This is a genomic window from Bacteroidota bacterium, from assembly GCA_018698135.1.
Taxonomy (GTDB): Bacteria; Bacteroidota; Bacteroidia; order CAILMK01; family JAAYUY01; genus JABINZ01.
Genome location: JABINZ010000035.1, coordinates 1 through 21,387 on the forward strand (window position 1 = coordinate 1; position 21,387 = coordinate 21,387).

Here is a 21,387-nt window from a genome sequence, read left to right on the forward strand (position 1 = left end):
AGGGCGACTTGCTAGAAGCAATGAAAATGAAACACTTATGTCTTTCTAACACTATTCAAGTTAAAAATTCGATATCCAACAATCCCCTCAAACCTGCATAATCCCTTGCACTGCTGTATAAATAGTCTTCGGCATTTTCCACTATTCCTGTTTCCAAAATATTATTGTGAATATAATCCAGCTTTTGGTCAATAAATTTATTACTTATTAATTCTTCAGGATGATTATCCTGTTGCCAAACTTGAAAGTTTTTATTATTTGGATTTTTCTGTCCAGCAGATTTGAATATCCAAAGCATCCAATTTCGCCTGCTTTCAGGTTTTTCCTGTATTGCTTTAATAATCATAGAAGAAGTAAATTTTTTAAAATCTCTTACAATTCCAGCCAGTTCATCTTTTGCATTTCTGGAAATTATTAAATGCATATGATTTGACATGATGCACCAAGCATGTATCAAAAGACCTTTATCTTTCTGACAAAATCTTAAGCTATCTAATACAATCTCAATATTTGATAATCTGGTAAATACATCTACCCATTCAACAGTCGTGAATGTAACAAAATAAATACCATCTGGATTAGAAAATTTATAAGCTGTACTCATTACTCGAATTTAGTAATATTGTGGTACCTAAGTATTAAAAGTCAGGAGACTTTTGCCTCATTAAAAGTTCCAAGAGTCGCTTCGCTTAACTCTTGAAACAACAATTTTGTAAATATGTGAAAGCAAAGCAATAAAAAGTCAGGAGACTTTTAATATCATTACTGCTTCCCTGCCTTCACTTAAAGGTATCAGCACAGGCTGGCAAGAACTGCTTCGCTTAAACTTGACACAACTACTAAATAGTTTCAACTCAAAAAAAATCCACCTATGAATTCATAGATGGATTGCTCATTTCAATATGTATCACTAAAAACTACTAAAATGAATCCAATTCTTTGGTTACCGAAATTGCGGCTATTGTACCATCAGCAACAGCAGTTGTAATTTGTCTGTACTTTTTGCTTCGTAAATCACCAACAACATAAACACCATCCAAATTGGTTTTCATGTCTTCATTGGCTTTGACATAGCCCCATTCATCCGTTTCAAGTTGAGATTTGAATAAATCGGTATTGGGATTCATTCCTACAAATACAAAAACACCATCTGCCACTAATGTTTCTTTTTTACCAGATTTCAGGTTTTCTGTTAGCACTTTAATACTGTCTCCATCCTTTTCAAAACCTCTTGGCTCAGTTTCCCAAACAATACTAATTTTCGGATTGGCTACTATTTTTTCCTGTGCTTCCTTATTGGCTTGAAAATGATCAAATTGATGAATGATCGTTATTTTACTCGCAAATTTGGCAATAAAATCCGCTTCTTCAATAGCTGTATTTCCTCCTCCAATAATGACAACCTCTTTGCCGTGATAGTATTTGGCATCGCAAGTTGCACAATAGGAAATACCATTGCCTTTTAATTCCCTTTCACCAGGAATATTCAAATACTTTGGTGATGCGCCTGTTGCCAAAATAATTTTCTTGGCTTGTATTGTTTCATATTCATCTACCACTATGGTTTTGTTTTCTAAGTCGATATCGGTAACATCAACTGCTACTTTGTATTTTGTTCCACAGATTTTAGTTTGTTCCGACATATAATGTGCAAGCATAAATCCAGGCTGAGGTTCCACAAAACCCGGGTAATTTGATATTTGATGTGTAGATGATATTTGCCCACCTGGCAACATAATATCCACTAAAACAGCATTAACTCTGGCTTGACAGAGATATAATCCAGCTGTTAAGCCACCTGGGCCTCCACCTAAAATTAGTGTATCATAATGAGAGACTGTGGGTTTAATATTCTTGGATATTGCAGCTACTTTTTCTACTGGAAGTAATGCATTCAAATTATTAATGAGTTCGGAACGTTTAATCCCACCGCTTAATTTATCCCCAACCAGTTGTCCGTTGTCATAAAAGATGACAGTTGGTGAACTTTTTATTTCAAGTCGATCTGCCAGATCCCTGTTTTCTTGTCTGAATATTTTAACAAATTTCACTTCTTCTCCATACAGTTGAGCTACATTTTCAAATTTCGGGGCAAGTGCTTCACATGGAGGGCATTCAGTTGAGTAGAAATCAACGGCTACTTTTCCTGCTTTTAACACTTCCTGTTCAAATTCATTTTGAGTTATTTCTTGCATGATATTTTAATTATTAATTGTGTTCACTATATATTCCTATTCCTAATTCCAGTAATCCTTGTATTGGTCTGCAATCGGGTGAATGGAGTTTGCCAGATTTGCTTTTTGCAATGGCAGCACAACCACCACCACAGGCCAACTGAACAGGACAATTATTACATTCTTTTATTGACAAAACATCACGTTCTTCCCATTCACAAATCAAATCCTCATTCAGTTTAATTTTCGGATAAAAAGTCCCTAGTTCATCACCCTGATTTCCAACAGTTGCCGTGCATGAATATATTTTTCCTGAATAATCAAAGGCCCATTCAGTTTTTCCTCCTGAACAGGAATCAAACAAAGGATTGGGTAATTCCCCATTCTCGAAAATAAATTTTGAAATGGAAAATGTAGGTTTATGAAATTCTAAAATTTCAGGGTATTTATTCACAAGCTTATAAATCTCCTGATACATTTCAATGCGAGAAAATAACCTGCTGTTATTGGTCTGGCAATGATGCAATTCGTAATTCCTTCCCAACGCTGTTTTAAATAATGGGCTTTTAGTCCATCCTTTCTCCTTGGCAAATCTGGCAAGCTCTGGTAAGTTATTGATATTGTCCTTATCGACTATCATCCGCAAGTTAACAGGAATATGATTTTCAAGTAAGAGATCAATTCCTTCAACAATTTTATCAAAACTCCCTTGTCCTCCTTTTAATATCCTTCTAGAATCATGAACTTTCTGTGTCCCATCCATGGTTACCTGCACTTCCCTGATACTCGATCTTTTCATCAGATCAATATATTCAGGAATATTGTAGCCATTAGTAACAATGGCTATATCCAGTTTTCGGTCACTGGCCTTTTCAAGAATCAGCTTGATGGCCTCCTTTTTAGATGGAGAGTTTAATAAGGACTCACCACCAAAAAGGGTGATGTATTTTTTTCTATCAACAAATTGTTTGTCGACATATTGATAAAACGCATCAATAACTTCGGTTTTTACTTTATCATTTGCGTTTGTATATTCATCCTGAAAACAATAGGAACAATCGAAATTACACGTGTACCAAGGAGTGAAAAATAGTTGTACTTCATCTTTATCCCTTTCATCAATAAAGTCAAGATACTTCTTTTTAAAAAGCTTTTCTTCCTCCTTTGGATCAACTAAATAGCCTTTATCAATATAAACCTGAGTTCGGGTAATTTTTTTTTCAATAAATTTTTGAGCTTCATCTGCTTCTAATATATCAGCCTGACCTGATAGAGGATTGACGATATAATAGTTATCGGAATCGGCTATTTTGGAAAATATATTATGTTTTGAAAATTCCATTTCTATTTTATTCTACTTAATCGTGGCATCCCATTACATTCTTTGATATTTTGGCGCAACACTGAGCTACTTTCTTTCCATTCTTTTTTATTTTCTTGACTAATGATTTCATTATTTTTTTGTTTAAAAATTAATTACAACATTTTTTCTTCCCTGCTATGGTAAAACTTACCACTTGAATTTTCCCTTTTTCATAGGGCTGACTCTCTTCAATTATTTCAATGTCTTTAAATCCTACTTTTTTTAAGGTATCCATGTATTCCTGCTTGGGAATAGAACCTGCCCAGCATTCAGCAACAGCCTCAGGATCATTTCTATATAACTCAGGAACTTCACCGATTGAATATATATCGCTAACAACAAACCGTCCGCTATTTTTCAAAATACGCTCAATTTCACTCCATGTTTTAAACTTATCATCCGCATGATTAATGGTACAATTTGATATTAATAAATCGACTGTATTGGATGGCAATTTGATATCCTCCAATTCTGATTTAACAAACTTGACATTTGAAACACCCAGTTTTTTAGCATTTTTCTCTGCTTTCTTCAGCATACCTTCAGATACATCGATGCCATAAGCAAAACCACTTTCACCAACTTCTTCAGCTAAACGCAAAACATCAGTTCCTCTGCCGCTTCCTAAATCCACACATATTTCGCCAGCTTTGGCTTTTGAATAGTCTATTGCTCCTCCACATGACAAACAACAGCTATCCTCTGCCAGCACTGTGTATCGTATTTGTATTTGTTCTGTATTCATAAATTATTATTATCTAATTGCTCATTTGAGCCTTCACTTGTTTCAATAAAAAGCTTTTCGTTTTTACACCTGTAAAACTATTAATGACTTTTCCATCTTTAAACATCAGAAGAGTTGGGATACTCCTTATATTATATTTACGAGACAAATCCTGCTGCTCATCCACATTAACTTTAGCGATGGTTACATTATCATCAACCGTACCGGCCAAATCATTCAGTATGGGTGCCATCATTTTACATGGAGCACACCATGGCGCCCAGAAATCCACCAATACAATACCTGATTTTGAATGCGATTTAAAGTTCTTATTGTTTAGAATTTTTATTTTAGCATTATCAGGAGTACTCGGTAAATTTTGCATTTTCTTATAATTATAAATCATATAAGCTATAAAAAGAATAGCTGCTGCTGCTATGAGTATAAATGTAATCGACATACTTGTTTTTTTAATTCAGTTACTTAAAATTGTTTTTCACGAATACTTTGTGCATCAGATTGTATGCACCCATGCAAATAATCATCAATCAGGTTTTCAGGACTATTCAATGAAACACCAATAAAAAGATTCAATTTAGTATCGGAAAATTTTTGTAAAATAGTTTGGTCGATGCGATGCACAATCAAATCTGTTATACCCATGTCTTCAATCCACTTTAATAATATGATGTTATTTGATGCAATCGGTGCTTCCACATGCCTGCTTTTGATAATTTTTTGATCAATATCATATATCACAAAAGTTGTACATGCGCCAAAATCAGCACACATAAAGTTCTCATTAATAGGTATTGCTACTTTAACCATAAACTATTGATTTATTGCACTGCAAAACTAAACCGACTTAATATGCTGTACTAATTTGTAGCACATCACTTCGTGGGAGATTTGACTGTTTAATAATAGCTTAAAAACTATCAAATTTCAGTTTTTGAAATTGACCCCTAAGAAAAGATAAGCAAGGACTATCTTTTCATTTTATCTATATCGGTGTATAAATAAGCTAAAAGAAAAGTATTTACAAAGATTAGTGCCTATCAAATCTTAACTTTGCAGTAATTATTTATCGGCATATTTTCATTCGAGTAATTTATGACAATCAAAAAGGAGTTGAACCAATTGCACACTTTTTCGGAAAGTGATCAAGAATTTCTTGCCCATAAAAAGAAACAACTTCGGTATTTGAAAGGTGAAAACATTTTTAAACAAGGTGCTTTTGCGCCCTATGTCATGTTTGTACAATCGGGATTGGTTAAAGTTTACCTGCAAACCGGATTGAATAAACAGCTTAATATTCGAATTGCAAGATCAGGCGATTTTCTGGCTTTTTCATCTGTGTTTGGAGAAGAAATTTATACCTATTCATCTGTTGCCATCAAGGATTCAGATATTTGCATGATTGATAAAGATGGTTTAAAACAGTTACTTTTCAAAAACAATGATTTTGCAATGCGCATTACTTCAAATAATTATAAAAATGAGAAGGAATTGCTTAATATTATTTCAAGCATTTCGTATAAACAAATGCGCGGAAAACTGGCTACTACCCTACTCTATTTGTCTTCGAAAGAGTTACTAGCTGAAAACATTTTCCACTATTTAACACGTCAGGATATGGCAGATTTTGCCTCTATATCAACAGAAAGCGCTATTAAATTTTTAAAGGAATTTGAAAAGGAAGGAATAATTAAACTGGAAGGAAAGAATATTACTATTTCAGATTTAAGCAGTTTACAAAATATGGCAAAGAATGGATAATCGTCCTTTGCTTATAACAAATGATTAATCCTTTAATTATAAAGTCTGTAGCAACTTCCTTATTTAACTCTTTGTCAATCCCAAAATTATTATTGCCCTCAATTACCGTATATTTTATGCAGTATTGGAACATAATCAATTATTAATTTTAATCTCAGCAACAATTGCTTCTGGGTCTTCGATTAATGCTCGTTCTTTCTGATTAAGTTCTAAATCATTTATAGCTTTCTCTTTGGTAGGTCTATTCATAATAAACAAAACGATTGTAAGTCCTGAAAGCAAAAGAAAAAGCAAGTTTGCAGTCATATAATAGAATACCAGCATACACAATGAAACTCCTTCTAATATTGCCAACTTGATTATTAAAGTTGACATGTAGCCTCCGAGTTTTGCCTTTAATATAGTTTTTGCCTTATTCATTTTTAACTGATGCTTTGCTATAAGAGTGCTGCTTAAAATTCCACCAATAAATAAAACTGGAGCAACAAGTAGAAAAATATCATTTTGAATCACATAGTCAAAACCTACAGGATTAGTTGAGTTTATGTAGAAAGTTACGATCCCGAAAAGCACCTGTCCTATAAGAAGTGCAAAGTGTAAAATGGTTAAACTTTTAAAATATTCTTTTGAAGTTTGAGCTTTTGTTTGCATAGTTGATGTTTTTGTTTTGTCTTGTGCTAAAAATAGAGTTTATCAGATGTTCCTTATTTCTGATATATTTTATACGTAACCGTTCCACCACCAAATTGCATTTTCATAGTCCGTATGCCCCTGATAAATTGTTTACTCTTTCGATCAATTACGTAAATACCTTCTGCAGTATGTTGATCTACAAAACCACCAATACCCTCAATTTCAGTTATTACTTCAAAATGAATTTCTTTGTCATCAATTGAACTAATGGTATAGTTAGATTTTATTTTCTGGGATTCCAATATTGGATTGTTCTTTTCATTACTCCATTGATAACCCACATAAACTTCCTCATCGGGAAATACAGCGGGACAGTTTGTTAAATCTTTTGTAAGATAATCTGCCATGTATTCCTGATCGGAAGATGCAACATCCAATAATTCAGCCTTGCTATTTATTCTGAAATGATACTCATTATTCAACATTGGTGAAACTTCAGCATGAATTTCTTTTTCAGAATCAGTCATTTCAGCCAAAGACTTATTATTATCAGAATCGTAGTTTTCTGTCTCTCCAAATAGAGTTGATTGATATTTAATTCGGTTAATTTTAGCTTTGATACAATAGACCCCATCTGATGTTATGGAATCCAAAGTATATTCAACTTCATTGATTTCTTCCATGCTGCCCATGTTATTTGAATTTGTTTTCGTTTCAAAAACAAGGACCTGTTTATAATCTTGGTCCAGATTCAATTCCAGCCTAATGTTCTCTGCATTATTTTGATTCGTACAACTATAAAATAAAATCAGAATTAAAATTGAAAGAAGTAAATTTTTTATCATAACTATTCTTGTCTTAGTGTTGTATGGTAGAAATAATTATTCATTGTGTTTTTGTCAAAAGCAGTATTTATTCTTTTATTACTTTCAATACTTTTGAATCACCTTTATTTGTCCTGATCTCAATAAAATAGATTCCTGAAGCACCCTCAATTTCAAAGCTTAGTTTTTTACACGTCTTATACTTTTTAGACATGATTTTTTGCCCTAGCAAGTTTCTTATAATCATATCAACTTCTTCAATAGTATTTCGGAAGGTAATTGTAATCTTTCCTGATGTTGGATTAGGATAAACCAACCACTCTGAAGTAGCATTATGCTCGATTATTCCACTGCCTATTACTGAATAGCACATTGATGTATCAACACAAGCATTTTTTTTGATTTCTACAGCATAATATCCACTTAGCTTTGCACTATACTCCTGACTATTTGCTCCACTAATTTGAGAAAACGTATTCGTGCAATCTAACCATTGGAAAGCTGCCCCTGTTTCATTCGCTTTTAATTTTTGACCGACTTGAGTTAGGGATGTATCAATTGTATTGATAGTCAAATTGATGGTCATTGCGCTATCGCAACCAGCTACATTAAAAATTGTATCCTGATAGATTCCACTTGTGGTCCACAAATATTTTCCACTGGGAGATGAATAGTTAAAACAAGAATTTATACTAAATGTTGACGAATTACTGCTATTTGTATAGTTAATCGTTATCAGACTATCGCATGCAGCAAAATTCTGAATGGTATCCTGATAAAATCCGCTTTTTGTCCATGTATACTTACCACTTGGTGAAGTATAATGAGTACATGAAACCGGATTAATAAGAGAAAAAGTATTTGCTTTTATTGATAGATTAAATGTTATAAAACTATCGCAACCCATTGAATTTAGAATAGTGTTGTAATAAACTCCGCTTTTTGTCCAAACATAATTACCACTAGGAGAATTAAAACTATCACAAGCTTTTAGGGATAGAGTACTTGCAGAGCTTGTATGAACAACCAAATTTATATGTATGAAACTATCACACCCTAAATGATTTAGAAGTGTATCGTAATAAGAACCACTCATTGTCCAATAAAAACTTCCGCTTGGAGAAGTGTATCCTCCACAAACCACTGGATTAATCAAAGTTGAGGAGATGCCAATAATCGTTAAATCAATTGTTATAAGACTATCGCAACCTTTGTAATTCTCTATGATATCTGAATAGAACCCTGTTTTTTTCCAAATAAATTTCCCACTTGGAGAAGTATAGCTTTCACAAACAATTTCTTTTAAATATGATTTACTCACATTGCATTTACTTAGTTTGCATACAAAAATATCTTCATTTCCAAATGATGTTATTTGCGTATTCCCCTGACCGGGTCCAAAGTCCGCTGTTTTTTCAAATATCCCTGTAAAATAAACATTTTCAGCTTGATCAACTGCAACAGAAAAACCTTCATCCCAGTCTATTCCGCCAAATTGTTTTGCCCATAATAAGCTACCAGAAGAATCAAGTTTTTGAACAAATATGTCTTGAGCGCCATTTGTACTCAAATTGACCACTCCTGTATCTGGGTCAAAATCAGCAATTTCAGGGAACTGACCTGTGATATAAAGATTCCCCGCATCATCAATTGTTATAGAGGCACCCGATTCATAGCCCGTGCCTTTAATTTGTTTTACCCAAACTAAGTTTCCTAGTGAATTCAGTTTTTGAATAAATACTTCATAACCATATTGTGAAGTTAAATTAGTGACTCCAGGGCCTGGATCAAAATCAACAGTCCCTTCAAAATAACCTGTTGTATACACATTTCCTGACTGATCAACTCGAATCGAATTGCCAACATCTCTTCCTGTCCCTCCCATTCTTTTTGCCCATTCGAAATTACCTGATGAATCAAGTTTTAACACAAAAATATCCAGATTGCCAGCTGTTGTTAAATTTGCAGTACCGACTCCAGGATCAAAATCTACTGTATAGGGGAAATAGCCTGTTGCATATACATTTTCTGCATCATCAATATCTAGGGAGTGACAATGATCATTTCCATCTCCTCCAACTCCTACTGCCCATTTAAAATCTCCTGATGGATTAAGTTTCTGTAAATAAATGTCGGCATATTTAACTGCCTTAAGATAATGAGTACCACTTCCCGGATCAAGATCAAGTGAATCACGAAATGTACCAGTCGAATATATATTTCCAGAATTATCAAGGTTTATTGCATAGGGACCTTCAACTCGATGCGATCCACATGTTTTAACCCAACAAAAATCTCCCTGCGTATTTAATTTGAGAATAAAAATATCCCGGTATGCAACAACTGTTACATTATACGTACCTACACCAGGATCAAAATCCACGGTTCTTTCAAATTCACCTGTTATGAACACATTACCCGAATCATCTACTGCAAGAGAGTATGTCCATTCATAGCCGCTACCTCCAATTCTTTTCGCCCATAGAAAATTTCCTGATGAATTAAGTTTACTGATAAAAATATCATATTGCCCTGCTGAAATCAAATTCGCAACTCCAGTTCCGGGATCAAAATCTGCTGTACTATAAAAAACACCAGTAGTGTAAACATTACCTGAATCATCTACAGCAATTGAATGACCTCTATCATTTCTGGTTCCACCAAGTCCTTTGGACCATTCATATTTTTGCGCATATGAAAGAAAAAAGAAGAAAATAGCAACAAGTAGAAATAAGGCCTTTCTCATATAGATTAGATTCTAAAGTTTTTGAATAGTTTAATCCAAATCGTACAGATTTTTCATATGTAAATATACAAAAACACGACAGAAATCATGTTAATTATTCAAGCCCTCTAGCATTAATTGCTTTTGTCAAAATTGCTTTTGCTTAGTAAGTATTTTCCTATTACCTGCGAGACAATTCATTTGCATACTCATTGCCCAGTCCATTCTTATTTTCCATAGCCCATTCGCTAAGCTTGGTTTTCCCAATTGGACTATCATTCACAAAAAGTAAGTCACTCATCAATCCCTTAATTTCAGCTCGGGTTATGGTCACATCATTTTTAAAAAAACTAAGTAGTCGGCCAACCAAATATCCGATAAATGGATCAACATGAATAATTTTCTTCTTGACATCAATAATTTTCATGATTTTTGAAACAATTTCTTTATAGGTAAATGTTTCAGGGCCAATAGCATTTATTGTAACATCTTGGGATTGTGTAATTTGATTCACTATTAACTCGGCCATATCATCCACATATATGGGTTGAAGTTTGTAATCACCTTTTCCAAAAACACCAAATACTGGAAGTTTTCGTATTATCCAAGCAATGTTGTTAATCAGTATATCTTCCTTTCCAAAAATAACTGCAGGACGAATAATGGCATAACCCATCTCCATTTTCTTCAGATAGTCTTCTAATTCGGCTTTCCCATGGAAATATTCAAGATTAGACGCTATGGATGGATTGGTAATGCTCACATGAATTATTCGCTTAACTCCAGCAGCTTTTGCTGTATTAAACAAGACCTTAGTATTTTGAACAGCATCGTGATGATTAAATTTTTTGTGATTAAAACGAACCCAATAGGTGTTAATCAAAACATCTACTGAACTAAGTGAATGCCTTAATGCTGACTCATTATGAAAATTGAGTGGATAAACATCTATCTGCTCTCCAAAAGGATTTGGTTTATTCTTTGAATTTGTAAGTGTTCGCACATGATACCCAAGACTTAATAGTCTTTTGGTAATGTATTTTCCTGAATACCCAAAAGCACCTGTTACGGCTATATTTAATTTTTTGTTCATTTCTTTAAAGTTATTTTTCTTTCAATATTTTATGAAAGTTTTGTTTAAAAAAATTTATCTCATCATTCTGGCAAAATTGCTCCAAAACCAATTCTCATCTACTTTGATCAACTTTTCCAAAGTACTGTCAGCTTCTAAAGCAAACTTTTCAATTGATTTTAATCGCTCATTAAACTCCATAATTTCAGGTGATTCAGGCTTCTCATCTATATTTTTTAATTCAGCCAGTATTCGTAAAACAGGATCCAGTTCTTTTTCTTTTCGAACCTTCATAACCCTTCTTAAGATTAACCACATGTCTTTTTCCCCAATAAAATATTCTCTCCTTTCGCCAATTTTATTTTCCTTATAAATCATTCCCCAATCCATTAGAGTGCGCACATTCATATTGACATTACCACGTGAAATTTGAAGTCTTTCCATAATATCTTCAGTACTCAGAGATTCTTTCGTAATTAAAAACAAGCCATGAATTTGTGCCATAGTTTTATTGATGCCCCATTTCGAACCTAAACTACCCCAGGATTGTATGAATTTATTTTGTGCTTCATCTAATTTCATAGTACAAATATAAAACGTATTATTGAACTTTCAATATTTTTTGAAAGTTATTTTTAAATCCAATGCATTAAATTGAAGAATTAGATATATGGTAATCAGAATTACCTAATTGAAACTCAGAAAATTCATATCTTTGAATAAATGAATTCACTAAAAATCAATCGATATTAAGATGAAGCTCTTCAAACTCTCACTATTTATACTCTTTACATTTGTTTCCTCATACGTTCTTAAGGCAGAGAATGATAGCCTTGAAAAGCAATATCTGGTTCTAAAACACATCAAAAATAACCAACAGGAAATATTAGAACGAGGAGATGAAGTGGTTATTCATTTAAAGAACAATCAACAATCGAAAGGAATAATTCACAGTTTTAACGATTCGACAATTTTCTTATATGATGATGCCCTATTATTCAAGGATATTCGATTTATAAAATTAAAAAGCCATACGCAAAAAGATGAGAAAAAAGGTGGATATAGGGCAATAGTAATTGGCACAGCACTTATTGGAACTATTTCTGGGCTTTCCTATTATTTATACCATCATGTTAATGATGATTTTTATGCATTATTAATATATGTTGCTTCACTGGATGCTTTATACTATGCAGTACAATACACGATTGCTGGAATTGCAGTTGTTCTATTACCCTATACATATTTCAATCTTGCAAAGAGGTGGGAAATAGTTTACTAAAAATGGGGAAATAATTAATACAATAAGCTGTAATCAACGTCAATTCTTTCATTTTTAAGAAAATCAAACAAGGTAAGTCTTCGGATTTCAAAATAGCTATCCCAATATAAACGCAGGGTACTGATGTAGTTTTTTCTAGCCATATCTTTCTCTTCTTGTGCCAGATTCAAATCGGTAATATCAATTTTTCCAATGAGGTATCTGTGCTTACTCACCTTAAAACGTTTTTGACCTATTGTATCAGCCTTTGAAGCAATCAATAATTGTGTCATTTGCATATTAAACTGCATGACTTTCAGGTACAACTCCTTTTCAAAATCAATTCTATCCTGATCGACCCGGGTTTGAATAAGCTCCATATTTGACTCTGCCATCTTGGATCTGCCTTTGGCTAATCCCCAATCCAGAATAGGAAGTTGAAGGCCAACCATTAGTTTTTGTTGATCCTCTGGATTCCGATAGGTCGTCTCAATATCAGGTCCACTTTGGGTTAAACCATATACTGCATATACATCTACACTCAACCTGTTATCCGCTTTAACTTTCTCTAATTCACTTTGCGCTTCATACACTCTGCGATCAAAGGAAATGGCTTCAGAACGATTTTCAAGTGCTTCTGACAAAGCTAATTTGTAATCTACTGTAAAACGTTTACAATCAATCGGTGGAATTAACTTAAACCGTTCATCGTTCTTGATACCCAAAAAAGATTTTAATGCAAAAGTGGTTATTTCGACCTGCAATTTCGATTGTTCCAATTCATTGTTGGAGTTCAGTAATCTCAATTCCATTTGTAATAATTCGTTTTCAGCAATTTTACCTAAGTTATATCGGCCTTTGGTAATTTTATAAATGGTATCGTTATTCGCTTGATTATTACTGGCAATTTCATAACTAATTTGTGCCAGCAATAAATCGAAAAACAAAGCAGTAGCCCGAATAGAAAGTCGCTCCATATCTTCCAAATACACGCTTTTTGCTTCCTGATATTTAATAGGTTCAATTCGCTTACTCCATTTATACGCATTAAAACCCCAAATTGGCTGGCTAATGCCAATATATAGTGGACTTGCCAGATAGGAAGTTGACTTGGATCCACCTAGCAGATCAATCCTTTGCAATCCAGAATTCATAAAAACCTGACCACCTGTAAGGCCAATGTTTTGAGCCAAGGAAAGGTAGGCAGAAGAATTTGCTTGAAACTGTGAACGGAATGATACACTTCCATCAGGTTGTGTAATGTTGGCTATGGAACGATTGAAATCGGGCAAGGTGGCATCCAAACTCAAACGAGGCAAATTAGTAGCCTTAAATGTCCGATACTGCCAATAGCTGTTTCTAAATCGGTGCTTGGCCAATAAAGCATCTGGCGAATGCAATTGTGCACGCTGTATTACTTTTTCCAAACTATATTGTTTTTGCTCGGGTTGAGCATTAGCCGGAATAAACCATATGCTTAAAAGAAGGAAAACGATTATAAAACGAAAATATCTAAACATAAAAATTATACTTATTCGTGACGTAAGGAAGTTACCGGATCCTTTTCAGCAGCTCTTTTGGCAGGAATGTATCCAAACAATATTCCCACACTTACTGAAACTGTAAATGAAATAACAACTGATAAAATAGAATTTTCAGCAGGAATATCTTTAAAATCTGGAATGAACAAGGAAAGATGCGACAAGAAATAAGACAAGGTAAAACCAAGCAAAATGCCCAGAATTCCTCCTGAAATACTAATAAGCGTAGCTTCTGAAATAAACTGTATGGAGATATCTTTTTGGGTCGCTCCCATTGCCCGCCTGATTCCTATTTCATTGGTTCGCTCCATGACCGAAGCCAGCATAATATTCATAATGCCGATTCCGCCAACCAGTAAAGATATACTGGCAATGGCTATCAGTACAATGCTGAAAACATCTTTGGTGCGCTCTTGTTGCTTCAGCAACAATTGTGGGATATTCACCTCAAAATCCTCTACATCTGCATGCCTGCGCATTAGCAATCGGTGAATTATTTCAGATGTTGATCGAAGCTGCTCGGTACTGTGAACCTGAACTACAATTTTATCTAACTGATTCCAATTCTTCTTTTCATCACCTTCCTCAGCATCCTGACTTTCAGCAATAATTCTGGCATTTATCAGGGAACGGTTTTTATAACGCAATAAAAGCGTTTGAATAGGCACATAAACCGTATTTCGGTTGTTGCTTATTCCCATTTCAATATTGCTTTTGGATACCTCTTGATCAGGTTGCAACACACCCACTACCTGATACCAAATTTGATCGCATTTTATATATTTTCCGATGGCCTCTTCATGGGTGAAAAAGCGAGATTCAATATCATAACTAATGATACAAACCGCTTTGGAATGCTCAATGTGATCGGTTGTAAAAATTTTCCCTTTATAAATTTTTTGATTGAAAATTTCAAAAAATGAAGGGCTTATACCGCTTAGTGTTGCAGCTTTAACAATACCGTCTTTAACCAATGTTGTTTCGAAATTTATTTCAGGATTAACCGCCTTAACAGATGGCACAACTGATTGAATAGCAAGTGCATCTGCCATGGTTAATCCGGGAGAAAAAGATGACTCTGCTGCCTCCTTTTGATTAGCTGATTCGTCATCCACTGAAAAATCATCATCATCCTCAAGAATAGGTAGAACAACAATATTATTCACGCCAACCTGTTTCATTTGGTCGAGTATTTCTTGTTTGGTTCCTTTGCCTATTGCCATCATGGCAATCACTGCAGCAACACCAAAAATAATTCCCAATGCAGTAAGCATTGATCGGAACCTATTTGCAATTAGTGCATTGAGAGCGATCCCCAAATTAGGCAACTGTCTTTTCCATATGGGTTCTTTCAAAACAGACATTTATTGCATAATAAAAATTGTAGAACCATTTGATGGAATCGCTTTATTCCTCTTTCCCTTTTCATTCATCTTTTTGGCCACTTCATCTGCTTTTTTTCTACTTTCCTCCATTCGCTTGGCCTTTTCCTCTTCCAAAACTTTCAATTCTTCTTCACTAACCTCTAAACTCAGTATTTTTAGATTTTCATGATCCTCAGGAATATTCATCAACAGTTTGTCTTTTTCATCCAATCCAAAATGAACAATAATTTCATTATCATTGCTTTCTCCTGTCATTATCTCCTGCTTAAACACGCGGTTTCCTTTTTGCAAATAGGCAAAAGTCAAACTATCTTCTGTATGAACACATTCCAGTGGAACAAATAACTTATCTGGAATAGATGAAGTAATGATTGTATTTTTAGTAGTCATGGATGGACGTAATATGGAATCAAATTCATTTACCAAAACAACAACTTCAAACACTTTTGCATCTGAATTATTCAATTGCTCACCAATATTGGCAATTTCACTAACCATGCCTGTAAATTTCTTTTCAGGAAATGCATCCACACCAATTTCAACATCCTGACCTAAATTCAATTTCCGAACATCTATCTCACTGACATAAGTTTTAGACACCATTTCTTGCAAATTCGGAAGTCTGGCTACCACATTATTCCATGGACTAATAGTAGAACCTATCCCCAGTTTTCTACCCCGCCAACTACGTTTATAAATGATCATACCTGACTTTGGTGCATAAACAGTATACATTGCCAGAATTTCAATCATTTGATTGCGTTTTCGATTGGATTGAGTCAAACTAACTTCCACATCTTGCATGGAGGCTTCTGCTTGCTTCGTTTTTAGTTTATAGTTATTTACGGTTTGTTTGTAGGTTCTTTCTCTCTTTTCCAATTCAATTTGCGCCTGACGCTGTGTAGCCGGAGCTTCATACTTCGATTGGTCTAAATTAATTTGTTGCTCCTCATATGAATATCTAAGATTGACCAACTCATCGCGTGCATTACGCAAATCAAGGGTTGTATCGAGTCTTGTTTTCGTTAATTGTGTTTGCAGCTTTTCGATTTCTGACTCAAGATCTTTAATTTTACTGCTTATTTCAGTTTTATCAAGACTGGCTACAAAATCACCTGAATCAACTAGTGTACCTTCAGCAACCATGTCCAGAATTTTTATTTCACTCCAAAGTCCAATGGTACGCAAACCCGTTGGGCCATTTATTTCTTCTGCACTTTTTGCTTCTAACTCGCCCGTTACCACCACTGATACAAGAAAATCGCCTCTTACTGGAGAAGTAAATACCTGATCAATTACTTTATTTTTGGGTATAGCTATCCAAATGATAAATGCAAGCATAAGGACAGAACCAGTCCAAATTAAAATTTTTTTTCTCATATTACATATAATAGTTTGACATGTATTCGATTATGCAATCGAACAAATATCGTAGAAAAAAAGGAATGGAAAAATCATTTAAAATCTTCCACTATCGAAATTACTGGTCGGAAACCAATATAAGGACTTGGTCCTTCATAATTCATTATGCTGGTAACTCTAACATCATAACCCGGGGAATTCCAGGAACCACCAATGGCCTCCCCTTTATCCCATAACATTTCAGCTACATTACCACACATATTGTACAAACCATAATCATTAGGCCAATAGCTTTTTGTTTCTGCAATTGATGTAAAAACATCTTCATAAGATTCCTTAATTTCGAATGATTTGCTTTCATAATTATAATGAATACGCTCATTGCTTAGTCTCTTGAAATTACATTGAAACTTTCCTTCTTTATTTCTCAAATATGGACCAGACCATGCATATTCACTGTGTTGACGTCCAGCTCTGGCTGCCATTACCCATTCCGCTTTGAGAGGTAAACGTACATGAACCATAAACTTCTGCTTCTCATCTGTATTTAGTTTCTCTTCAAGCCATTTACAAAACAACAGAGCAGCCTCATAAGAGATATTAACTACAGGAAATGAATTATAATTTGGATGTCTGAAATAATAATCTGCCAAGGGTGGATTAAAAATCTCTGAATTAAGCCATTTACTACTGTCTGGATATGCGAGCTCAAATTCTGTAGCATTGCCTTGAGTGTTCAAATCTGCTAAAAACTCCTTGTATTCTCCATTAGTCACCTCTGTTTTACGAATGTAAAAACGATTAACAGTGAGCTCGTTTGTATCCAGATAAACAATGCCTGAATTGATCAAAACAAATTCCTCTATTTCTTTCGGAATTTTAGATGACTTTTTATTCTGAGCAGTAAGAACAATAAACGAGAATAACAGAGTAATTGCAAAGAGGTGTTTCATTATTTGTTTATTAGATCAAACGTAATACAGAAAAGATTATTGTAATCTTTATAAAATGATACGCTTAGTCGTAAACTCCAATCCATGTTCTTTTAATTCTGCTAAAGCTGGCTTAAAAAGTTCTGGCATATTTGGTGGCATACGTAAGCCTTTTGCTTTTATTTTCCCATCTACTATCAATCTTGATGCAATAGCTGTTGGCAATGCAACGACTCTCGACATGGCTGTATCTCCGTAAGGAATACCTTTTGCAACCATAGTTGCAATCCGTTTTTCTTTTACTCCACCTTCAAATTCCGCAATGATTTCAATATGTAGAATAATCATATCCTTTTCTCCTTTGGCGTATGACATTCTTTGAAGCATCCTATTCAAAAGGACATTCAGATTGCTACCTGTTTCCAAAGGAATCTGCACATCATCAAAAAGTCCAAGCCATTTCATCCGATGGATAAAATCTGAGTTAATATCCAAATTCAGATATTCAGCAACTTTCTTTTCAATATTTTCATCAGATGAGGCATTCACTAAAGCACATGTAAACTGAAGAAAAGTTGTATTGCTATAATCATTTTTCTGATCACTTTTAAACAGGCCTAATTCTTCCATATATCGCATATTGTTGCAATAACCTGAGTATCTCAAAAGACCTCTGTAAAAAGAGATGTTTTTATCTAATCCAAAAGGTTCAATGTACTTCTCTACATCCTTATTGGCATAGGTTTCAAAAATACCCAGATCTTCAATATCGACATACCAAAAATTCTCAAAGAGTTTATCTCCGGGAACAAATATCTTTTTTCCGTCCTTAAAATAGGCAGCCGGAGTTTGTGCGGCAACAAAAACTGTTAGAGGATCCCAACTAAATTTATAACCCATCGGATTATTATTAGATTCAAAAGAGGGGATTCCACTGCCATATGAATTTATACTTAAAACCCGACCATTTTCTTCTTTGATCTGCTCAAGAAGCATTTGTGTTCCAAAATGATCGATTCCGGGAACCTCACCTAATTCACTTAATATTAGAATTCCTTGTTTATCTACTTCACTTTTCAAATCCATTAATGCAGGAACTTCATAGGAAGCAGTTACCATACTTTTTTTGTATTTCAGGCAAGATGTTGCAATTACAATATGTACTGGCTTAGGAACCATGCTGATAACAATATCAGACCTTTCAATCACACTATCAAGTAGGTCGGTATCGTTGTTTAGCCACTCAATTGCTTCACATTCTGGTCTGTTTGCTTTTATTCCGATTGCCTTGTCAACAAAGCGATCCAATAAATTTATTCTATAGTTTTCTTTCTCGATGAAGTAATCAACCATTGGTTTTACCATCATTCCGGCTCCAATAATTGTTATCGTTTTCATTTCATTCATGTCTAAGACGATATTCTACAAATTTGTTAATAAATATATGCGTACAAATATTGCATTTATTTTCGAATATCAAAAAGAGGAATAATTTATTATCTACTTATGCTGATCTATTTCCTGAAACTTTGATTTTGCAATTCTAATATCATTGTATTAGGGAATAAGAATATTCTGTCGTTTAAATACAAATCCAAACGTTTCTAATTCTTCTAAAACAGGTTTATACAATTCTGGCAAGTTTGGTGGCATTCGCAAACCTGTTCCTTTGATTTTTCCTTCCAGAATAAGTTTGGCAGCAATTGCAGCAGGCAATGCAACTGCTCTCGACATAGCTGAATCTCCATATGGAATTCCCTTATTCACCATGGTTGCTAATCTCTTTTCCTTTCTACCGTTCTCGAATTCAGCAATCACTTCAATATGTAAAATGATCATATCACTTTCATGAGGTTCGTATGCCATGCGCTTTAACATTCTGTCCAATAGTACTTCGAGCTTTGTGGCCTCCTTTAAATCTATTGTTCTGTCATCAAATAGTCCAAGCCAGGTTAAACGATGAATAATGTCGGCATTCTCATATACGTTTAAAAATTTCGTCACTTTTAATTCGAGATCGTCTGTTGAATCACTTCCAATTAATGAAGCCATTAGTTGCCTGTAGGTTACATTCGTAAAATTGTGAATCTCCTCCTTATCTAAAAATCCAAGCTCCATTATGTTTCTTAAATTATTGCAGTATCCTGAATATCTAAGTAATCCCCTATAGAATGTTGCATCTGCAGGAATACCGAAGGGTTTAACATATTTATCTACATCCTTATTGGGATAAGTTTCAAATGTCCCCAAGCCTTCAACTTCAGTTAGCCAGAAATGTGTAAAGAGTTTATCTCCCGGAACTTTAACTTTCTTTCCTTTATAAATATATTGAGCTGCAGTTTGAGCGGCTACAAAAACAGTATTCGGATCCCATGAAAATTTATATAACATGGGATTATTATTGTGTTCATAGGCAGGTAATCCGCTACCATACGATTTAAGACTTAGTATTTTGCCTCCTTCATTTTTAACTTCATCAAGCAAAAGTTGCGTTCCAAAATGATCGATTCCCGGCACTTCACCTAATTCATTCAGGAATAACAATCCTTTTTCCTTTACTTCTTTATCCAGCGCCATTAATTCTGGAATTTCATAAGCTGTTGTAAGCATATTTTTATTGCATCTCAAACATGATTTGGCCACATTGATATGCAATGGTTTTGGCACCATGCTAATCACTATATCTGCTTGCGACACGACTTTGTCCAAAGCATCTGCATCACCTGCAGCCCATCGAATGGCAATCCCAAGCTTTCTTCCATCAATAACTTTTTCGGCAGCTGCAACTGTACGGTTAACCATAAAAACCTGATAACCACATTTGTCAATAAAATAATCAACCAATGGTTTTGTCATTTTACCAGCACCAATTATAGCAACTTTCTTAACTTTCGATTCGAAATCGTTTTTGATTATTTTCATCTGTTTATAATTGTTTTTTAGTTGTCAGATGGAACTCGCATTATAATCATTCCTATGTGTGAGAAATTTTTTACTCATGCTTGTTTCATAGTGGCGTGGGATTAAGGTTATTTTTGTAAAGGTATTGCATTTTACATTAATTCCTTTTCATTAATGGAATTAAGTCAAACAATTTCAATTTATTAGGAAGCCACTTCTCTATGGTATAGCCTATTTTACGGCCTTTACATTAAAACCTTCTTTTCGGAGTAATACTATTAATCCATTTTCTCCAACCAAATGAGCTGCTCCTACAGCAATAAAAGTACTTTGCTTTTGTGTTAACTCTTTGATAACAGGTATCCAATTATTATTTCGGGTGATCAAAAAGTCCTTTTCAAAATTTGCAAAGTCAGATTCGGCCAAAATCATTTCTCTAATAACCTCCAGATTTTGAGTTTTATATGCTTCATTAAGTTTAGCAAACTCCTCCATTGGATTTGTTTTAAATCCATCAATATAACTCAATTGAACCTGTTTTTCAATACTCATTTTATCAACTATAGACAATTGATATTCAATAGTTTCCAATGCAGCGAAACTCATTTTATTTTTCTTGGCAGCTTGACTAAGCTTTTGCTCATAGGCTACTGTTTTTCCCAATAATTCGCTTATTAAAATAGCTGAACCATAAAAAGGTTTTAACCTTTG

At 34.2% G+C, this 21,387-nt stretch carries 20 protein-coding genes; 2 read left to right on the forward strand and 18 right to left on the reverse strand.

Features of this window, described 5'->3' with window-relative positions:
* Positions 1-55: 55 nt before the first annotated feature.
* From HOG71_02485 to HOG71_02510, 6 genes are all read right to left on the reverse strand, one after another.
* On the reverse strand, positions 56-604 hold the full coding sequence (locus HOG71_02485; protein MBT5989696.1) for a transposase: 549 nt from the start codon (positions 602-604) through the stop codon (positions 56-58).
* 316 nt (positions 605-920) lie between these two features.
* Entirely contained in the window at positions 921-2,195 is a 1,275-nt protein-coding gene (locus tag HOG71_02490; GenBank protein MBT5989697.1) for an FAD-dependent oxidoreductase, read from the reverse strand.
* Between the two features lie 13 nt (positions 2,196-2,208).
* A complete protein-coding gene (locus HOG71_02495) occupies positions 2,209-3,516 on the reverse strand; it encodes a radical SAM protein (GenBank protein MBT5989698.1) in 1,308 nt (435 codons plus the stop codon).
* A gap of 130 nt (positions 3,517-3,646) precedes the next feature.
* Entirely contained in the window at positions 3,647-4,282 is a 636-nt protein-coding gene (locus tag HOG71_02500) for a methyltransferase domain-containing protein (protein ID MBT5989699.1), read from the reverse strand.
* Positions 4,283-4,295: 13 nt separating this feature from the next.
* A complete protein-coding gene (gene trxA / locus HOG71_02505; protein ID MBT5989700.1) occupies positions 4,296-4,646 on the reverse strand; it encodes a thioredoxin in 351 nt (116 codons plus the stop codon).
* A 98-nt stretch (positions 4,647-4,744) separates the two neighbouring features.
* Positions 4,745-5,089, reverse strand: a complete 345-nt coding sequence (locus HOG71_02510; protein ID MBT5989701.1) for a hypothetical protein — start codon at positions 5,087-5,089, stop codon at positions 4,745-4,747.
* A gap of 285 nt (positions 5,090-5,374) precedes the next feature.
* Between HOG71_02510 and HOG71_02515 the strand changes: the two genes are divergently transcribed.
* Positions 5,375-6,040, forward strand: a complete 666-nt coding sequence (locus HOG71_02515; protein MBT5989702.1) for a Crp/Fnr family transcriptional regulator — start codon at positions 5,375-5,377, stop codon at positions 6,038-6,040.
* A gap of 135 nt (positions 6,041-6,175) precedes the next feature.
* Here the strand turns inward: HOG71_02515 and HOG71_02520 are convergent, their stop codons facing one another.
* The 5 genes from HOG71_02520 to HOG71_02540 form a co-directional block, all read right to left on the reverse strand.
* Positions 6,176-6,691, reverse strand: coding sequence for a hypothetical protein (locus HOG71_02520; GenBank protein MBT5989703.1), 516 nt, complete (start codon positions 6,689-6,691; stop codon positions 6,176-6,178).
* Between the two features lie 53 nt (positions 6,692-6,744).
* Complete coding sequence (locus HOG71_02525; GenBank protein ID MBT5989704.1) at positions 6,745-7,356, reverse strand: hypothetical protein; 612 nt, start codon at positions 7,354-7,356, stop codon at positions 6,745-6,747.
* Between the two features lie 229 nt (positions 7,357-7,585).
* Positions 7,586-10,243: a T9SS type A sorting domain-containing protein gene (locus HOG71_02530; GenBank protein MBT5989705.1), complete on the reverse strand. Its 2,658-nt coding sequence runs from the start codon at positions 10,241-10,243 to the stop codon at positions 7,586-7,588.
* A gap of 160 nt (positions 10,244-10,403) precedes the next feature.
* Complete coding sequence (locus HOG71_02535) at positions 10,404-11,315, reverse strand: NAD(P)H-binding protein (GenBank protein MBT5989706.1); 912 nt, start codon at positions 11,313-11,315, stop codon at positions 10,404-10,406.
* A gap of 54 nt (positions 11,316-11,369) precedes the next feature.
* Positions 11,370-11,876: a transcriptional regulator gene (locus HOG71_02540; GenBank protein ID MBT5989707.1), complete on the reverse strand. Its 507-nt coding sequence runs from the start codon at positions 11,874-11,876 to the stop codon at positions 11,370-11,372.
* 172 nt (positions 11,877-12,048) lie between these two features.
* Between HOG71_02540 and HOG71_02545 the strand changes: the two genes are divergently transcribed.
* Positions 12,049-12,576 (forward strand): hypothetical protein, encoded by a 528-nt coding sequence (locus HOG71_02545; protein ID MBT5989708.1) that lies wholly within the window; start codon positions 12,049-12,051, stop codon positions 12,574-12,576.
* 14 nt (positions 12,577-12,590) lie between these two features.
* On the opposite strand, the gene HOG71_02550 is transcribed toward HOG71_02545, so the two are convergent.
* From HOG71_02550 to HOG71_02580, 7 genes are all read right to left on the reverse strand, one after another.
* On the reverse strand, positions 12,591-14,075 hold the full coding sequence (locus HOG71_02550) for a TolC family protein (GenBank protein MBT5989709.1): 1,485 nt from the start codon (positions 14,073-14,075) through the stop codon (positions 12,591-12,593).
* An 11-nt stretch (positions 14,076-14,086) separates the two neighbouring features.
* Positions 14,087-15,460, reverse strand: coding sequence for an FtsX-like permease family protein (locus HOG71_02555; GenBank protein ID MBT5989710.1), 1,374 nt, complete (start codon positions 15,458-15,460; stop codon positions 14,087-14,089).
* Complete coding sequence (locus HOG71_02560) at positions 15,461-16,861, reverse strand: RND transporter (protein MBT5989711.1); 1,401 nt, start codon at positions 16,859-16,861, stop codon at positions 15,461-15,463. It abuts the gene before it with no gap.
* Between the two features lie 74 nt (positions 16,862-16,935).
* Positions 16,936-17,796 carry an SUMF1/EgtB/PvdO family nonheme iron enzyme gene (locus HOG71_02565; protein ID MBT5989712.1) on the reverse strand — a complete coding sequence of 287 codons (861 nt, stop codon included), beginning with the start codon at positions 17,794-17,796 and terminating at the stop codon, positions 16,936-16,938.
* Between the two features lie 48 nt (positions 17,797-17,844).
* Positions 17,845-19,173 (reverse strand): hypothetical protein, encoded by a 1,329-nt coding sequence (locus tag HOG71_02570; protein ID MBT5989713.1) that lies wholly within the window; start codon positions 19,171-19,173, stop codon positions 17,845-17,847.
* 159 nt (positions 19,174-19,332) lie between these two features.
* Positions 19,333-20,697, reverse strand: coding sequence for a saccharopine dehydrogenase (locus HOG71_02575; GenBank protein ID MBT5989714.1), 1,365 nt, complete (start codon positions 20,695-20,697; stop codon positions 19,333-19,335).
* 210 nt (positions 20,698-20,907) lie between these two features.
* Positions 20,908-21,387 (reverse strand): TraB/GumN family protein (locus tag HOG71_02580; protein ID MBT5989715.1); only part of this gene is annotated, 480 nt, incomplete at its 5' end.

Coding starts and splice junctions, on each gene's coding strand:
- HOG71_02485 (MBT5989696.1), bottom strand. CDS start 604: ATGAGTACAGCTTATAAATTTTCTAATCCAGATGGTATTTATTTTGTT.
- HOG71_02490 (MBT5989697.1), bottom strand. CDS start 2,195: ATGCAAGAAATAACTCAAAATGAATTTGAACAGGAAGTGTTAAAAGCA.
- HOG71_02495 (MBT5989698.1), bottom strand. CDS start 3,516: ATGGAATTTTCAAAACATAATATATTTTCCAAAATAGCCGATTCCGAT.
- HOG71_02500 (MBT5989699.1), bottom strand. CDS start 4,282: ATGAATACAGAACAAATACAAATACGATACACAGTGCTGGCAGAGGAT.
- trxA (MBT5989700.1), bottom strand. CDS start 4,646: ATGCAAAATTTACCGAGTACTCCTGATAATGCTAAAATAAAAATTCTA.
- HOG71_02510 (MBT5989701.1), bottom strand. CDS start 5,089: ATGGTTAAAGTAGCAATACCTATTAATGAGAACTTTATGTGTGCTGAT.
- HOG71_02515 (MBT5989702.1), top strand. CDS start 5,375: ATGACAATCAAAAAGGAGTTGAACCAATTGCACACTTTTTCGGAAAGT.
- HOG71_02520 (MBT5989703.1), bottom strand. CDS start 6,691: ATGCAAACAAAAGCTCAAACTTCAAAAGAATATTTTAAAAGTTTAACC.
- HOG71_02525 (MBT5989704.1), bottom strand. CDS start 7,356: ATGGAAGAAATCAATGAAGTTGAATATACTTTGGATTCCATAACATCA.
- HOG71_02530 (MBT5989705.1), bottom strand. CDS start 10,243: ATGAGAAAGGCCTTATTTCTACTTGTTGCTATTTTCTTCTTTTTTCTT.
- HOG71_02535 (MBT5989706.1), bottom strand. CDS start 11,315: ATGAACAAAAAATTAAATATAGCCGTAACAGGTGCTTTTGGGTATTCA.
- HOG71_02540 (MBT5989707.1), bottom strand. CDS start 11,876: ATGAAATTAGATGAAGCACAAAATAAATTCATACAATCCTGGGGTAGT.
- HOG71_02545 (MBT5989708.1), top strand. CDS start 12,049: ATGAAGCTCTTCAAACTCTCACTATTTATACTCTTTACATTTGTTTCC.
- HOG71_02550 (MBT5989709.1), bottom strand. CDS start 14,075: ATGTTTAGATATTTTCGTTTTATAATCGTTTTCCTTCTTTTAAGCATA.
- HOG71_02555 (MBT5989710.1), bottom strand. CDS start 15,460: ATGTCTGTTTTGAAAGAACCCATATGGAAAAGACAGTTGCCTAATTTG.
- HOG71_02560 (MBT5989711.1), bottom strand. CDS start 16,861: ATGAGAAAAAAAATTTTAATTTGGACTGGTTCTGTCCTTATGCTTGCA.
- HOG71_02565 (MBT5989712.1), bottom strand. CDS start 17,796: ATGAAACACCTCTTTGCAATTACTCTGTTATTCTCGTTTATTGTTCTT.
- HOG71_02570 (MBT5989713.1), bottom strand. CDS start 19,173: ATGAAAACGATAACAATTATTGGAGCCGGAATGATGGTAAAACCAATG.
- HOG71_02575 (MBT5989714.1), bottom strand. CDS start 20,697: ATGAAAATAATCAAAAACGATTTCGAATCGAAAGTTAAGAAAGTTGCT.